This window comes from Rothia sp. 18CD1-1 (assembly GCF_055285355.1).
On the sequence record NZ_JBUZLI010000008.1, the window covers coordinates 314,065 to 330,230 of the forward strand.

Below are 16,166 nucleotides of genomic sequence, written 5' to 3' on the forward strand. Positions count from 1 at the left end.
AGCTAAACCCTCCCTTCTTGATCTTCACGCCTGTTCTCAGCTGTCTCGGCGGTGTCTGCATCCGGATCCTGCTGCTTACCCCGCTGGGCTCGACGCCGTTCAGCGATACTCAGACCGTCTGTTTCCCGCGGTTGACGTAATCTGCCGGCACCCCGGTAGAGGGGTACAGCGCCTAGTGCCACGGGATCGAGGCCGGAATGTTTTCCACCGCCACCAAAATAGTCGGTGCGGGCAAGCAGGGTGAGTACGGGGTGGGTGAAGAGGAAAACAACAATTAAATCGGCTATAGCCGTCAACCCCAGGGTAAAGGCAAACCCGCGCACCGACCCCACCGACACCACATAGAGCACCGCCGACGCCAAGAGGTTAACCGCTTTGGACGCCAAGATGGTTTTTCTGGCACTCACCCAACCGTGGTCTACCGCAGCGGGAATGGATCGGCCCAGACGAATCTCGTCTCGAATACGCTCAAAATAGACAATAAAGGAGTCAGCGGTCTGCCCCACCGCCACAATGAGGCCGGCTATACCTGCCAGAGATAGACGGTAGTTCATGCTCCACCCCAGAAGCACAATCGCCAGGTAGGAGACGATACCGGCAATGACCAGCGAAGCAATGGTGACAAGCCCCAGTAGACGGTACTGGAAGAGAGAGTAGATAAAGACCAGCAGCAAACCGATCGCACCCGCGATGAGCCCCATCTGCAATTGGCTTGATCCCAAGGTCGCAGAAATCTGTTGCTCAGACTGAATCGTGAAGCTAATCGGTAGCGCACCGTATTTGAGTTGTTCCGATAGCGCCTTGGCGCTCTGCTCATCAAAATTTCCGGTAATCTGCGGGTTACCGTCGGAGATCACGGCCTGGGTCACCGGTGATGACAGCACATTGCCATCGAGCATGATGGCGAACCGGGCACGGGGGTCATTGGGGTTCTGTCCGTACACCGCGTAGAGACGGGTGGTAATCTCCTGAAAAGTTTCTTTTGCCGGTTCGGTAAAACTAATGTTGACCCCCCACTGTCCGGTGGAGACCCCGGTGCTATTTGTCACCTGCGAGTAGCTGGCGTCGGCAATATCGCTACCGGCAAGCTCTACCGGTCCCAGAATATATTTTTCAGAGCCATCGGTTGCGCAGGCGACAATAGCGGAATTCGGGTCTTCGTGCTCGGCCTGCTCAGATTCGCCGGCGGTGCAGTCTCTCGCCTCGTACTCTCTCCACAGCTCTGCGGTCAACCAGTTAGGGTCAGAACCGTTCGTCGGTTCTGCTGAGGGGGCGGGAAGCCGGTCCTGCGGCAGGGCCTGTTCACCGGTCACCGGTGCGGGGCTACCGGCGGTAATAACAGCCCGGAAATCCATCTGTGCTGAAGCCTGAATGAGTTCCCTGGTCGTATCATCGAGTGTTCCGGGAACAGATACCACCACGTTCGACCCCGACTGAGTGCTCACTTCAGCTTCGGTGACACCGGAGCCGTCCACGCGCTGGCGAATAATCTCCACCGCCTGATTGAGCTGGTCTTCACTCACCCTATCGGAGTCCGACCCGTTGACTCTGGGGGAAAGAATCATCTGTGTGCCCCCGGAAAGATCCAGTGCAAGTTTTGCCCCCCAGCTCCCACCGGCAAAAGTTGTTGCAAAAACCCCTCCGCAAAGCCCCATGATCAGCAGGACCATGGTGATGAGAGCACCCCTTGATTTAGCTAGTTGGCTACGCTTGGCCATGCTATCCCTTCGTATAACAGCGGCTACGGTGTACCGCCCGAGCGATACACCGTATGGGATGTGAGGATCCTAGTCTTCTTTACCCTGGTGACGGTACCTATAGTCGTCGCCAGATTCCTCGGCTACTTCTTCGCTCGTCGTATCGGGCTGACCCTCAGACTCTTCAGCCTGCTTTTCCTCGTTGAGCACGGTGGTGACGGTTTGCAGGTGAACTTTCACCCGGCTACCGGGCGAAACCTCAAGAATCACAAAATTTTCATCATTATTAACCTCAACCACGGTACCGAAAAGCCCAAAATTGGTCATCACCTCGGTACCGGGAACCATTGAATCTTGGCGCTCTTTAAGCTGCGCCTGCATTTTTTTCTGCCTGCGAGCCGGCATGATAAAAAGAAAAATGATCGCCACAACCATCAGCACCAGGAAGATGAGGTTGTTGCCGGAGCCCCCGGAAGAGCTGGCGGCGGTGAGCGTTTGAGCGGATATGTTCAGCATATATACCTTTATCGGGGAAACAGTTCACCACCCATAGTAGTTGATAGCTTGACGGTTAGGCCCGCAACTGTCGGGTGAATTTAGACTAGTTCGGGCGGTTCCAGTCCCAGATGTTCCCAGGCCGCCGGCAGAGCAATCCGGCCGCGCGGTGTCCTTCCCACTAGCCCCTCCCGCACCAGGTAGGGTTCGGCCACCGTTTCAACGGTTTCCACTTCTTCACCCACCGCAATCGCCAGGGTGGAAAGCCCCACGGGTCCCCCACCAAACTTGTGGATGAGGGCTTCGAGTACAGCCCGGTCAAGGCGATCGAGACCGCGCTCGTCGACCTCATACATGTTGAGAGCCGCCGCGGCTTCGGCAGCACCTATACGGTCAACGGTGTTCACCAGCGCCCAGTCTCTCACCCGTCGTAGAAGCCGGTTAGCGATGCGGGGGGTGCCGCGTGATCTGCCGGCAATTTCGGTGTACCCCTCGCCACTGATTTTCATCTCCATGAGTCCGGCTGAACGGCGCAGTACCAGTTCTAATTCGTCGGTCGAATAAAACTCCAGGTGACCGGTGAACCCGAATCGGTCCCTGAGGGGGCCGGGGAGAAGCCCCGCCCTGGTGGTGGCCCCCACCAGGGTAAAGGGGGGAAGCTCCAGCGGGATCGATGTCGCACCAGCACCCTTACCCACCACAATATCGACCCGGAAATCCTCCATGGCCATGTACAGCATTTCTTCGGCGGGCCTACTCATCCGGTGGATCTCATCGAGAAAAAGCACTTCGCCTGGGGTGAGGGATGAGAGGATAGCGGCCAAGTCACCCGAATGCTGGATAGCCGGCCCGGAGGTAATCCGAAGCGGGGCGTCCATTTCTGCGGCAATAATCATCGATAGGGTGGTTTTACCCAGGCCCGGGGGCCCGGAGAGCAGCACGTGGTCAGCACTGCGTCCGCGCAGTTTGGAGGCTTCAAGCAGGAGGGAAAGCTGCTGTCGCACCCGTTTCTGCCCCACAAAATCATCGAGGGCTTTGGGGCGCAACGCCGCCTCAATCATTTTTTCTTCGGGTTCTTCTTCCATGGCAACCAGCCGCTGTCTCTGCACCTGTGCTGATGAGCCGGGCGCTACGGGGTTACCAGGTGGCGGGGTTGAGGTCATGGGAGTAAGTCCTTGAGTTTCGGGGCGGGGGCGATTTAGTGGCGGACGGTGGAATGCTGCGATCCCAGACCTGCCAGAATCGCCTTGAGCGCGCTGGCAACGCTGTGGGTTTCTGCCTCGGGATCTGCTCTGAGGTACGATTCGATCACCGCCAGGGAGTCTTTTTCACTCCAGCCCAAACCAATAAGGGCCTCAAGTACCCGTGGTTTCCAGTCCGGTCCAGTAGCTGAGGAGGGTGCGGGCTGATCACTTTGCTCATCTGTCACGATAAGCTTCCCCGCCAGTTCCAACACAATACGACGGGCACCCTTGGGGCCGATACCGGGAACTTTGGTGAAGGCTTTGTCGTCACCACCGGCCACGGCTTTTTCCACCTCGGCAGCCGTATAGACACCCAAGACAGCTAGGGCGATGCGGGGACCGATACCGGAGACCGAGAGCATCATGTCAAAAACCTCCCGCTCAGCAGAATTAGAGAAACCATAGAGGGTCATGGAATCTTCGCGCACGATCATGGAGGTGAGCACCGTGGCCTGTTCCCCCGGCGTGAGTTCCGCCAGGGTCCGTGCCGGAGCATACACGAGCATGCCGAAACCGCTGACATCGATAACCAAACTGCCAGCAGTAATCTGGGCAACTCTACCGGTGAGGGAACTAATCATAGAGACAATCCTATTCGAATATATGTACTAGTTCCAGCCGTTTGGGCTTTTCCGCAAACTTTTCGCCTCCGCCTCTGCCCAGGCCCTCTGCGCGGCTGTCATGCCTCCGGCTTTCCGGCTGACGGGCAGGGAACCCTGGTGGGTCTGTACACCGGCGCCCAGGTTAATCCTGTTACCGGCTGTCCCCCCGCGCCAGCCGTGACAGATGGCAATAGCCAGAGAGTCTGCGGCATCGGCGGGTTTGGGCATAGTATCCAATCCCAGAATTCGGGTCACCATCCTACCCACCGAGCCCTTATCGGCACGCCCCGAACCGGTGACCGCGGCTTTGACCTCCGAGGGCGTGTGGAAATACACCGGCACACCGCGGGAAGCCGCCGCCGCAATCACTACACCCGACGCGTGAGCGGTACCGATGACGGTATTCACCTGCTCCTGGGAGAAAACCCTCTCGATGGCCAGGGCGTCGGGAGTGTAGGTATCGAGCCACTGCTCAGCCGCACGAAAAATTGTGAGGATCCGCGAATCCAGTGGTTGAGATGCGCGGGTTCCGGCAACATCCACGTCAACCAGGTGGGCTTTGCGGTCGGCGGTCATATCAACCATCCCAAACCCGCAGCGAGTGAGCCCGGGGTCTACCCCGAGGATACGGGCAGCACCGGTGACTCGCGGTAGAGGTTTAAGCCCCGGATGCTGCTGCGCGGTCTTGTACTGAGACATCTCTTCTGAGGCGCGCCCTATTCTGAGGCGAGCTTTTCCAGCGTCTCCGCTGAAATATTGGCGTTGGAGTAAACGTTTTGCACATCGTCGAGTTCTTCGATGGCATCTGCTAAGCGCAGGAACTTTTTGGCGTTCTCCGCATCGAGATCAACTGTCATGGTGGGCCTGAACACCGGATCATCGTTGTTGTAGTCAAGTTCGGCGTTTTCTAGCGCTTGACGGATTTCGGGTAGATCTGTGGCCTCAGAGATCACGGTGAAAACATCGCCGTCGTCGATCACCTCTTCGGCCCCGGCCTCAAGAACAGCCATGAGCACATCGTCTTCGGTCAGGGAATCGGTTTTGGCTACTTCAGCTACACCTTTACGCTCAAAAAGGAAGGCCACCGACCCGGAATCCGCGAGGGTACCACCATTACGGGTCACCGCGGTACGCACTTCCGCCGCTGCCCTGTTGCGGTTGTCGGTGAGACATTCTACGTAGAGCGCGGTACCCGCCGGCCCACGTACCTCATAGATAATCTCTGTGTAATCAACCACCTCGCCGGTGAGGCCGGCACCGCGTTTAATAGCGCGGTCGATGTTGTCATTGGGGACAGAATTTTTCTTGGCTTTAGAAACCGCAAGATCCAGCGCCGGGTTACCGGCGGTGTCGGCGCCTCCCATCCGGGCCGCCACCTCGATTGCCTTAATGTATTTTGCAAATGCCTTGGCGCGCTTGGCGTCAATAGCCGCTTTTTTGTGTTTGGTTGTTGCCCATTTGGAATGGCCCGACACGGTATCTCCTTGTTGCTAGGTCTGTACGCACCCGGTTTTCGGGCACGCGAGAGATGAGGGATCACTCTCTAAATTGTAGCTTTTTGTGGCCCCGCTGGGGCATAGATGAGAGGCTAGCGAGGACGGGCCGCTGCCGAAGCCCGCGCTTTTTCCACCAGACCGTCATCGATAGGGTTGGGTTGAAAGCTGCCGTATTTTTTGCGGGCTGCCGCCTCGACGAGAAAATCTGCGATCCGCGGATTTTTGGGCAGGAGAGATCCATGCAGGTAGGTCCCGATCACCTTGTGCACGCGGGCACCCTCAAAGTTGTCGTGGGTGTTATTACCTGCGCCTTTAGTGACCCGCGCCAGCGGGCGGGTATCCCCGGAAAGGACGGTGAGCCCCGAATGGTTTTCGTAGCCGATGATGGTCCCGAACTCTTCAGACTCTTCGACAATATTGCCGATGAGCCGTTCATCGCCACCGGTAGTCACAGCGTCAAAAATACCGATTCCGGTGAGGGTTTCACCGCCGATAGTGCGGAACTCTTTACCGAAGAGCTGATACAGACCACAGATCAGCAGCATGGGGGTGTTTTCCTCTGCCAGCGCATGCAGGGTATCGGCGTTCGCGTGAAGGTCGTCGTGGATAACAGATTGACCCGAATCCTGCCCGCCCCCACCGATGATGATATCGGCTTCTTTCGGGAACGAATCACCGGGATTATAGTCAATGATATCGGTGGTATAGCCGTGGGCCTGTGCGCGGCGGGAGAGGGAAAGGGTGTTTCCCCAGTCCCCGTAGATATTCATATCCTTGGGGTAGAGCTGTACGATGGTGAGATTTTTTGAGGTCATGAGATTTCTTCTACATCGGTAATTTTGGCGAGTTCTTTGCGGATAGCGAGCATGGCGGTGTAGGTACAGAAGATCTGCATGGGTTTACCCTCCGATGTATTGATGAAATGGGTGAGGGCCTCCCCCAGGTTTTCGTTCACCGCACCCGTGGGTACGTCATCGTGATCGAGGCGCAGCGCCATGTCGTATGCCCGGGTACCGGAGACCGTGCTCACCCCGTTTTGTTGGAGGGAGTGAAAATCTACGTCCCAGAGCCAGGATACGTCGCGGCCGTCGGCGTAGGCGTCGTTAATTGTGATCATGGTGGCGTAGTCGGCAGCATCTGCCGAGGCCAGAGAGAGTCTGAACCCCGAGGGGTTTTTGACCAGGAGTAACTGTAGGGTCTGCCCACCGATGGTCAGTGTTTCTCCGCGGCCAAAGGCCGGGGTAATGGTGGCTAGTTCGTCTAGGAGCACCGTGAGGTTGGCCTGGTCGCCCATCACCTCGAGGGTGAGGGCCATCGCGGCAGCGGCGTTATAGATGTTATAGACACCGTACAGGTTGATGGTTCCTGTTTTTTCTTCTCCCCGGATACCGAAGATAGCTTCTGTGCCGGTGAAGTCTTGGAGTACAACCTCAGCTGAGGGTAGCGGGGAGCTAGTCTGTACAGAGCTTGCACTGCCGGTAGCGCGCATGTCGTCGTCGGAAGGAAACAGGGTGCGCAGTTTATCGGAGAGCCCAAAGTAGCTGATACGGGTTTCGGGGGACGCAGATTCTGCCAGGGAAAGTATACGGGGGTCTTCTCTGTTGAGGACCAGGCTACCGGTGGTTGCTCCCGCTACGGTAGCGAGCATCCGACGGGTAGTGTCAATCTCCCCGAACCGGTCTAGTTGATCCCGGAGCACATTGAGCAGTAGGGCGTAGTTCGGTTTAACTTTTTTGACAAAGTGTACCGCGTGGGCTTCATCCAGTTCGAGTACGGCTATATCGGCATCAAGTTTTCCGCTCAGGCTCATATCGCCCAGAAGGGCTGCGGCAACACCGCGCACAAAATTGGATCCGGTGCGGTTAGTGAACACTTTAAGGCCCTGGGACCGGAGAAGCTGCACCACCATTTTGGTGGTGGTTGTTTTACCGTTGGTACCCGAGATAACCACTACACCCCGGGGAAGTTTAGCAAGTTCTTCCGGCACAAAGTTGGGGTGAAGTTTTTCCATCACGAGGCCGGGAAAAGCCGAACCGCCGCCGCGTAGCGTGGTGGCGTATCGTACGCCCTGCCCAATAAGTCGGGTGAGAGGTCTAGACATGGGAAATATTCTAACAGTCCCTGAGCGGTGGTAAGTCCCGGTACCTGCGCTACCAGGCATCCACCAGGAGGGTGCGGATCTCATCGAGTGTTTGGGACACCGTTTTGGCCCCCGCAATAAGCGGTAGAAAATTGGTGTCTCCGCTCCACCGGGGCACAATATGCTGATGGAGATGGTCGGCTATACCGGCCCCTCCCACCTTTCCCTGATTCATACCGATATTGAACCCGTGCGCGTGGCTCACCTGCCGCAGCACACCCATCGCTTGCTGGGTGATAGCGGAGATTTCGGCGGTTTCCTCTTCGGTGGCGTCATCGTAGTGGGGAATGTGCCGGTAGGGGCAGACCAGCAGGTGACCGGGATTGTAGGGGTAGAGGTTGAGCACCGCGTAAGCCTGGGCACCCCGGTAGACGATAAATGCCTGACGGTCGGTGCGCCGGGGTGCGGTGCAGAAGGGGCAGGTATTTTCGCTATGCTCCAGCTGACCTCCGGCAACGTAGGCTCTACGGTGAGGTGTCCATAGCCGCTGAAAGGCATCGGGAACCCCGGGCAGCTCATAGGTGTCGGTAGTATAGTCGTTTTCAGTCATTGCTATCTATCGGGTCGAGAAACAAAAGACCGCCCCCTACCTGGGATCCTCATTGATACGACCGCGCACATGGGCAACAATTCGTGCCACGGCCTCATCAAGAGGCACACCGTTATGCTGGCTACCATCGCGGAACCGGAAAGATACAGCACCGTTCTCGGCGTCTTCACCGCCGGCGATCAAAATAAACGGCACCTTCTCTTTAGAGGCGGTACGGATCTTCTTGGGGAACCGGTCGGTCCCGTAGTCGACTTCTACGCGCACCCCCTCGGCCGCTAACCGGGCAGCTACCTGCCCCATGTAATCGTTAAAGGCCTCGGCAACCGGTACACCCACCACCTGCACCGGGGCAAGCCAGGCGGGGAAGGCACCGGCGTAGTGCTCGGTGAGTACACCAAAAAAACGTTCCAGAGAACCAAATTTTGCCGAGTGGATCATCACGGGCTCCTGCCTGCTCCCGTCAGATGCCTGGTACTCCAGACCAAACCGAGTGGGCTGGTTGAAATCATACTGTACCGTTGACATCTGCCAGGTGCGTCCCAGCGCATCTTTGGCCTGCACCGAAATTTTGGGCCCGTAGAAAGCCGCACCACCGGGGTCGGCAACCAGGTCAAGCCCCGTCTCTACCGCAACCTGCTCGAGGATCGCGGTTGCCTCCTCCCACTGTCGGTCGGTACCAATAAATTTGTCCTTCTTATCCCCCTCGGTGTCCCGGGTAGAAAGTTCAAGATAAAAATCAGACAGGCCGAAATCTTTCAGCAAATCCAGCATAAACCGCAGTAGGTGCCGCACCTCATCGGGAGCCTGTTCCTTGGTCACGTAGCTGTGCGAGTCGTCCTGGGTGATCATACGCACCCTGGTCAGCCCCTGCAAAACCCCCGACTTCTCATCGCGGTAGACCGTACCAAACTCAAACAGACGCAGCGGAAGCTCCCGGTAGGAGCGGCCGCGGGAGCGAAAAATTTCGTTGTGCATGGGACAGTTCATGGCCTTGAGGCGGTAAGCCTGACCCTCAGCATCCATGGGCGGAAACATGCCATCGGCGTAGTAGGGCAGGTGGCCGGAGGTATAGTACAGCTCTTCTTTAGCAATATGCGGGGTCTTCACATACTGAAAACCCTCGGCAATATGACGCTCGCGAACATAGTTTTCCATCTCCCGCAAAATAATGCCCCCCTTGGGGTGGAAAACCGGCAGACCGGGGCCAATAGTCTTGGGAAAAGAAAAAAGGTCAAGCTCCTCGCCTAAACGACGGTGGTCTCGGCGCTCAGCCTCGGCGATACGTTCCTTGTAGGCGGCAAGCTCATCCTTGCTGGGCCAGGCGGTACCGTAGATCCGCTGTAGCATAGGGTTCTTTTCCGAGCCTCGCCAGTATGCACCGCCGGCGCGCATCAGCGCATAGCCGTGAGCAATCAGCTTGGTGTCCGGCAGGTGGGGTCCGCGGCAAAGATCCTTCCAGACCACTTCACCGGTCTTAGGGTGCACGTTATCGTAGATGGTGATTTCATCCCCGCCCACCTCGACCGAGGCTCCTTCTGCTTCCTCGGCCCCGGAACCGGGCCCCTGTGCTAAAGATAGGAGTTCCAGCTTGTAGGGTTCGTCTGCCATCTCAGCCTGGGCCTGAGCCTGGGTCACGCTTCTACGCCTAAATTTCTGGCCGGATTTAATAATCTTCACCATTGATTTCTCGATCTTTTTCAGATCTTCGGGGGTGAAGGGGTCTCTCACATCAAAGTCGAAATAAAAACCGTCGGTAATATAGGGGCCAATGCCGAGCTTGGCGTCTGGGCGATAATCCTGTACCGCCTGCGCCATCACGTGTGCGGCGGAATGACGCAGCACGTTAAGCCCCTCTTCCTCATGGATCGAGACAGGTACAACCGTGTCGCCATCCTGTAACCGCTGAGTGAGGTCAACCAGCACATTGTTTACTCTGGCAACAACGATTTCGCGCTGGTGAGCAAAAAGGTCGGCGGCAGTGGTTCCAGCAGCTACAGACCGCGACTCGCCAGCAACGTTCACCCTAATATTCTCGGCAGACAATGGGTCTCCTCTGCGTTGTGTGCGCACCCGTACAGGGGGCACGCTCGATTTTTCTCTGTGCGGTACAGCGGGCACAAATCGTCTTAAGTCTACTGCAGACAGCTCCGACTTCGGTGAGATTTTAAATATTTTTCCCCACGGTGAGGTGATAACCGTTACTCTTAGAGGTATAGCTTGATCACGATGCAGGAGGCTCTCATGGACCGGAGGATGATTACCCTTATTACGAACACCGCCAAAAACCCGCGGGCAGTATCTGTTGAAACCCGCCCCGTTCGGCCTCAGGATGCTCGGGCACTCGCCCGCCTACTTTTTAACGCCTACGATGACGGCAGTCTCACCTCGCAGGACCGGGCACTCCAAGACGTGTATTCCATACTTGACGGTAGCCACGGAGACTTCTATCCCGAGGCTTCCCCCATGGTTGTTGACCCCAACGGCAGAGTCGTTGCCGCAGCGCTCTGTCTGTATAACCGCAAAGACAGCGTGGAACCAGCCAGTATTGCCACCATCTACGAACTGGTAACCGCGGCTTCTCGCCGTAGGGAGGGGCTGGCTGAACAGCTTATTCGGCTCAGCCTTGACACCATGCACAGGGCAGGAATAGGCGAAGTCACCGTGCGTATCCCCGAGTCAAATGCTGCCGCGCTGGCTCTTTACCTGACCCTGGGTTTTAGACGCTGGCAGAATCCAGAGGACAGCGATGACATCTACTAGCAGAGTGAAACCGCACCCTAGCTGTCACCGACACTCCAACCGGGGCCTCTTCCCCACCCCGGGTCCGCGTAGGCTTCAACCACAGCGTCTTCAACATCGGCGACGGTCAATTCGGGGTCGATATCAGTGAGAGCTCCCACCGTCTGAGGGTCAAGGTCCAACCCCAAGGCCCTATAGACGTCTTGGGTGACAGCACGCAGCTCATCGCTACCGTCAACCACGATTCCGGCGCTCAGCCACCAGGCTCCTGCGGCCACCCGCTGGGCTGTGCCCACAATTTTTATGGGCCTACCCGAGGAAAGGTAGGCGTGTACCGAATGCTGACCGGGGCAGTACTCCCCCGCTATTTCACCCACACCGGCTTCAACTCCCAGCGCGGTGAGAGCCCGCTGAAATAGCTGCCCAAAGGCATTGAAGCGATCCACGGTTCCGCTGACCGCATCGTGATCGGCCTGAAAATGATCGACGATCAGGCAGCCGGGGTGGTAGCCGGCGGCGTGGCCACCCACGGGGCGTACCAGGGGCCGGTAGCCGTGCGCCACGGCTGTTGCCCGCGCATTCTCAAATTTTGGGTTCAGCTCATCCCTACGGCCAAAAGCCATATTTTTTGCCGGCCGATAGAGGCGAAGCACCGAAGGCTGCTCCCCGCGACCCACCGCCCGCAGCAGGCTCACCGACTCCTGAAATGAATACATATGGTCTCCGGGGCGGTGGAGGTCGCGGATAACGTGTATGTTCATAAATATTGCCAGCTCAACATCTTAAAAATGAATAGGTTTATCTGGGCTGAGTTGGTAACCGCTGTTCTTTCTGACCTTTCTGTGCATCGGATGCCATTTGTGATCGCCACTCATGGACCAGACCATTTCTTCTACTTTCTCTGCTGAGCCTATGAGCAATCGAAATCCCGGAGATTTGACTTTTCGTACATGTACATTACAGACATGGCATTGTTCCAATCAGCTTGAGTGCATCAAGACCTTGATGTTGATTGCTACTATACCTGTTCTTGTTCTCTGAATGCGGAAAATGCTCAAATTCATTTTTGGAATAATCTTCATTTGGGGCAGGTTTCAAGAAGCGTAAGGGAAGAATGACCACCTGGGAACATTCCATAATATGTTTCATAGTCAGAGCTGATGCAAATATTCAATACGACCTGTCAGACCCTAGAACTCTGAGGAAGCAGAAGCCACATCTCCGCAAAGAATCTCCAAGTACTCGCTAATGCTACCGGCATCCCAGTCAATGGTCCGCTAAAACAACCTGCCCATACCCTGTATAGATCCCCCTTCAGCTCTTTTTAGCAGAGGCCTCCCATGGAACACCTGCCGCCTCCCATTACACCGATGTCTCGATTGTCTTACCCCTTCGCTAGCAAATCACCCGGCTTACATACAGAAGATCCTGTAGAATTGAGTCTCAAAGACAAGATGTAGATACATTTAGAGAACTAGGGAGGCGGGAAAAACATGCGACCTGCTGAACGTAGAGCTATCACGACAATCAGTAATCATTGTGCCAATGAAGCTGGATTTATTCAGTTCCCCATAGACCCCTATGATGTAGCTGCACGATTGGGTCTCAAGGTCGAACACCGGACGGGTCTCCCTGCTGATGTTGACGGACTTCTTATTAAAGAAGACTCTGAATCACCTGTTCTAGCGGTCATCAATGATGGCCGACACCCGAACCGGCAGAGATTTACGCTAGCCCACGAGATTGGCCACTTTACCTATATAAAGGAGAATGAGCCCGAGAAACTGAACGGACTGGGCCTCGTGGAGTATAGAGATGAGGTTGCCAGCCGCGGTACAGATGAGCGTGAAATCGATGCAAACACCTTTGCAGCCAGCCTCTTAATGCCTGAATCAGTAGTGCGGCTGTGGAACTATGAGGGTAAAACCAGGGAAGAGATGGCCTCTGGATTTGGAGTTTCACTCGAAGCTATGGGAATTCGTCTTAATACGCTCGGGCTAAGTTACGTGGCTTAATGGATAGCTTATTTTCACCTAGGAGAGCTTCTGAGGCCCGTCAGGCTGAAGAATTTCTAGCACAGTCACAAGTAGCTACCTCCGAGCCTCGGACCAAGCAGGGTGACGGTGTTACAACATCTGTTGACTTGGAAAGCCTTGGGAAAGATTACAGCGATGATAATGATCAACTGAAGTCTAGAAAATTTACTTGGCTACACGCAGGGCTGTGCATCCTTGGTCTTCTGGTCCTCATCATCTTTGTCTGTGTGCTGTTGCTCGCAGAAAACAAGGACCACGTTTGGGCTGTAGCTGGTGACAGCATCCGCAACCTCAGTGGAGTTATTGTGGTCGCAGGTGCATGGATCGCCTGGAAAACCAATAAGTCGCGTTCTAATGAAGCAGAGAAATCAGATTTTCGCGACCGAATGCGATGGGCCGTGGAGCACTCCGACCACGAGAACCAGCTAATTTCTGAATACGCTTCAGCAGTGATGCGAAGCTTTGGCAACAAGGCAGACGATGATTGGATGTCCATAGAGGACAAGCTCTTTGTGCAGAAGGCATTATCCCAGTCGAGCGATATTAAGCAGAAACGTGAAAAACGAGAACGGGTTCTTCAGTATAACATCACAGAAGTAGAGACTGAGCTACAGACAGTGATTGAGGACTCGGGGAGAGAGCTTTCTGCTCAGTCTAAGAGAATGCTTAGAGAAGCAGAGGTGAGGCGATCGGCTCATGAATATGAACATCCTTATGAAGCAGCCGAAAGTTTTGTGAAGGACGTTCACGCAATCATTGTTGCTCACCTCAAAGAAAACGAGAATAAATCCTTTTAGGCCACGTCCTCTCGTAGGTAGACGCCTCTAGCGGTCGTCGACCAATATCTCGGCGGCGTAGAAGCTGACATTCAACTTGCTGGCGATAAGAGAGCTGGTTAGGGATATGTTCTTCCCGTATTCCTGGTCGCCCAGTTCGTGGTCTAGGGTGGAGAGCGCAGGTTAGTCATAGTATTCTTCCTCTTTCTTCCTCAGAGGCTCAGAGATCTAGCTTTTCTGGTTGCGAGTATGTAGCCGTCTTAGACATCCAGGTTAGAACGACGCTCAGCAGCCAAAAGCGCACGTTCTGCGCGCATCAAGAACTTAATATTCAACAAATCTTGGTCCTGATTGACAATCTCAGCCCGAATGGAGAATATTTCCTTCTGCTCTTAGGAATGCCTAATATACCCTCTCCACCCCGTCCCTAGCAGTTGAATATATTCAATACTCAGAGAGCACATCATTAAAAAGCAGATCACTTATATTTAAAGAATCGCTTGCTTCTTTGCACTGGAATCAGCTATCAGCCAGGCGAAAACCACCATCCATGATGATCTGACAGACTAAAAGGGCAAGATTAAACTGAGTACGCGCCTGCTCCAACGTTGCTACTCCCGGTTTTTGCCCATGGTGTCCAGGTTCATACGGCATCATCTTCAATAATTCAACGAATTTTAGGACCGATTGTTCGGCATTATCATCAGGATTGATAGGTATATCCGAGGCCCACTTATGCGGAGCATCCTTTATAGCTTTAAGCATCTTGGTGATAGTCGCGCGTTCATCCTTTGGAATCACGATGGGATGCAAAAGAAACTCGACAGCCTTCCGTGATGCTACCCAGGCTTCACCGGCATTACCGTTATGTCCGTAGGCGTTTATGAATGCTTGCTGCAGATACTCGGAGCAAGGATCCTCGGTGCTTTGAACTAGATTCAGGTAATGCTCTTGGGACTTCGGGAGAATGCGCCGCACAAGTCTCATGGAGTCAGTATCAAAACGCCAGTTGACATTGTAGTTTAGACACAAAGAATTCAATCTTTCTACGGTCTCGCTAGATTCTGTCTTAGCTGCCACGTATTCCACCGAGTTAAGCAAGGGTATTTCACCGCTTGCAGCATATTCAAGCACACGTTCTTCATTAGACATCGGGAAACCCCAATCATCTACATAAACAGGAATATTACAACTACCAATAAGCGGATGAAATTCATGAAGAACGAATGAAGAAACAGCATATTTCAGCCAATCAAGTATTCCTTTAGCTGTAATCTCATCCTCAGAGAAATCATTTTTTAGTCGGATTGGTTCCTGCATACCCAGCCTGACTCCTAGTGGAGTCCACTGCTCTGTCACACTACCTCCAAAATTCAACGGAATTTAAATTTCAGATACACTCAACCTCTTAGAAGTCCCAATCTTCATCCTCGGTGTTGACCGCTTTGCCGATCACGTAGGAGGATCCGGAGCCCGAGAAGAAATCGTGGTTCTCATCGGCATTGGGAGAGAGTGCAGAAAGAATTGCCGGTGACACATCGGTGACCGATGCGGGGAACATGGCCTCATAGCCCAGGTTCATCAGGGCCTTATTGGCGTTATAGTGCAAGAATTTTTTTACGTCTTCGGAGAGTCCCACCGAATCATAGAGCGAGTGGGTGTAAGCCACTTCGTTCTCGTAGAGCTCATAGAGCAGGTCAAAAGTGTAGTCTTTGAGCTCCTGCTGCCGCTGTGCTGTTTCTTTTTCCAGTCCGCGCTGAAACTTGTAGCCGATATAGTAGCCGTGTACCGCTTCGTCACGAATAATCAGCCGAATGAGGTCCGCGGTATTGGTCAGCTTGGCGTGTGAAGACCAGTACATGGGCAAATAGAATCCCGAATAAAAAAGGAAGGACTCCAACAGGGTTGAAGCCACCTTTTTCTTGAGCGGATCATCGCCGGTGTAGTAGTCCATCACGATATTCGCCTTTTTCTGCAGGTGCTCATTCTCGGCGGCCCAGCGGAAAGAGGCATCGATCTGCTTGGTTGAGGCAAGTGTCGAAAAAATTGAGGAATAGGATTTAGCGTGCACGGACTCCATAAAAGCGATATTGGTGTAGACCGCCTCCTCGTGGGATGTAATCGCGTCGGGAAGTAGAGAGACAGCTCCCACGGTCCCCTGAATAGTGTCGAGAAGGGTCAGCCCGGTGAACACGCGCATAGTGAGCTGCTGCTCTTCCTCGGTGAGGGTTTTCCAGGACTGCACGTCGTTAGACAGCGGAACCTTCTCGGGAAGCCAGAAATTAGCGGTGAGACGATCCCACACCTCAAGATCTTTCTCGTCTTCAATACGGTTCCAGTTGATAGCCTCAACATGGTGAACCAGCTTCACTTTTTCACTCATCATGATTG

At 54.7% G+C, this 16,166-nt stretch carries 16 protein-coding genes; 3 read left to right on the forward strand and 13 right to left on the reverse strand.

The window, feature by feature from the left end; translation table 11 throughout:
* Positions 1-2: 2 nt before the first annotated feature.
* The 10 genes from secD to thrS form a co-directional block, all read right to left on the reverse strand.
* Positions 3-1,718 carry a protein translocase subunit SecD gene (secD, locus tag ACS1BR_RS08450; protein WP_463561517.1) on the reverse strand — a complete coding sequence of 572 codons (1,716 nt, stop codon included), beginning with the start codon at positions 1,716-1,718 and terminating at the stop codon, positions 3-5.
* A gap of 69 nt (positions 1,719-1,787) precedes the next feature.
* Positions 1,788-2,213 (reverse strand): preprotein translocase subunit YajC, encoded by a 426-nt coding sequence (gene yajC / locus ACS1BR_RS08455; RefSeq protein WP_463561518.1) that lies wholly within the window; start codon positions 2,211-2,213, stop codon positions 1,788-1,790.
* An 80-nt stretch (positions 2,214-2,293) separates the two neighbouring features.
* The gene (gene ruvB, locus ACS1BR_RS08460) at positions 2,294-3,277 is read right to left on the reverse strand and encodes a Holliday junction branch migration DNA helicase RuvB (RefSeq protein WP_463561670.1); all 984 of its coding nucleotides are present in this window, start codon (positions 3,275-3,277) and stop codon (positions 2,294-2,296) included.
* A gap of 113 nt (positions 3,278-3,390) precedes the next feature.
* Positions 3,391-4,017 carry a Holliday junction branch migration protein RuvA gene (gene ruvA, locus ACS1BR_RS08465; protein ID WP_463561519.1) on the reverse strand — a complete coding sequence of 209 codons (627 nt, stop codon included), beginning with the start codon at positions 4,015-4,017 and terminating at the stop codon, positions 3,391-3,393.
* Positions 4,018-4,044: 27 nt separating this feature from the next.
* A complete protein-coding gene (gene ruvC / locus ACS1BR_RS08470; protein ID WP_463561520.1) occupies positions 4,045-4,737 on the reverse strand; it encodes a crossover junction endodeoxyribonuclease RuvC in 693 nt (230 codons plus the stop codon).
* A gap of 17 nt (positions 4,738-4,754) precedes the next feature.
* Positions 4,755-5,513 carry a YebC/PmpR family DNA-binding transcriptional regulator gene (locus ACS1BR_RS08475; protein WP_463561521.1) on the reverse strand — a complete coding sequence of 253 codons (759 nt, stop codon included), beginning with the start codon at positions 5,511-5,513 and terminating at the stop codon, positions 4,755-4,757.
* A gap of 113 nt (positions 5,514-5,626) precedes the next feature.
* Positions 5,627-6,349, reverse strand: coding sequence for a type 1 glutamine amidotransferase (locus ACS1BR_RS08480; protein ID WP_463561522.1), 723 nt, complete (start codon positions 6,347-6,349; stop codon positions 5,627-5,629).
* Entirely contained in the window at positions 6,346-7,644 is a 1,299-nt protein-coding gene (locus ACS1BR_RS08485) for a MurT ligase domain-containing protein (protein ID WP_463561671.1), read from the reverse strand. The genes ACS1BR_RS08480 and ACS1BR_RS08485 overlap by 4 nt, the downstream gene beginning before the upstream one ends.
* Positions 7,645-7,684: 40 nt before the next feature.
* The gene (locus ACS1BR_RS08490) at positions 7,685-8,224 is read right to left on the reverse strand and encodes an HIT family protein (RefSeq protein WP_463561523.1); all 540 of its coding nucleotides are present in this window, start codon (positions 8,222-8,224) and stop codon (positions 7,685-7,687) included.
* A gap of 36 nt (positions 8,225-8,260) precedes the next feature.
* On the reverse strand, positions 8,261-10,267 hold the full coding sequence (thrS, locus tag ACS1BR_RS08495; RefSeq protein ID WP_463561524.1) for a threonine--tRNA ligase: 2,007 nt from the start codon (positions 10,265-10,267) through the stop codon (positions 8,261-8,263).
* Positions 10,268-10,450: 183 nt separating this feature from the next.
* On the opposite strand from thrS, the gene ACS1BR_RS08500 reads away from it, so the two are divergent.
* Positions 10,451-10,984, forward strand: coding sequence for a GNAT family N-acetyltransferase (locus ACS1BR_RS08500; protein WP_463561672.1), 534 nt, complete (start codon positions 10,451-10,453; stop codon positions 10,982-10,984).
* A gap of 17 nt (positions 10,985-11,001) precedes the next feature.
* On the opposite strand, the gene ACS1BR_RS08505 is transcribed toward ACS1BR_RS08500, so the two are convergent.
* Positions 11,002-11,724 (reverse strand): lipoyl protein ligase domain-containing protein, encoded by a 723-nt coding sequence (locus ACS1BR_RS08505; protein ID WP_463561525.1) that lies wholly within the window; start codon positions 11,722-11,724, stop codon positions 11,002-11,004.
* Between the two features lie 732 nt (positions 11,725-12,456).
* On the opposite strand from ACS1BR_RS08505, the gene ACS1BR_RS08510 reads away from it, so the two are divergent.
* Entirely contained in the window at positions 12,457-12,978 is a 522-nt protein-coding gene (locus ACS1BR_RS08510; protein WP_463561526.1) for an ImmA/IrrE family metallo-endopeptidase, read from the forward strand.
* Entirely contained in the window at positions 12,978-13,796 is an 819-nt protein-coding gene (locus tag ACS1BR_RS08515; protein ID WP_463561527.1) for a hypothetical protein, read from the forward strand. The genes ACS1BR_RS08510 and ACS1BR_RS08515 overlap by 1 nt, the downstream gene beginning before the upstream one ends.
* 498 nt (positions 13,797-14,294) lie before the next feature.
* Here ACS1BR_RS08515 and ACS1BR_RS08520 read toward each other — a convergent pair whose 3' ends face one another.
* Together ACS1BR_RS08520 and nrdF are read right to left on the reverse strand one after the other, a co-directional pair.
* The gene (locus ACS1BR_RS08520) at positions 14,295-15,134 is read right to left on the reverse strand and encodes a hypothetical protein (RefSeq protein ID WP_463561528.1); all 840 of its coding nucleotides are present in this window, start codon (positions 15,132-15,134) and stop codon (positions 14,295-14,297) included.
* Positions 15,135-15,183: 49 nt separating this feature from the next.
* Positions 15,184-16,158: a class 1b ribonucleoside-diphosphate reductase subunit beta gene (nrdF, locus tag ACS1BR_RS08525; RefSeq protein ID WP_463561673.1), complete on the reverse strand. Its 975-nt coding sequence runs from the start codon at positions 16,156-16,158 to the stop codon at positions 15,184-15,186.
* Positions 16,159-16,166: the final 8 nt, after the last annotated feature.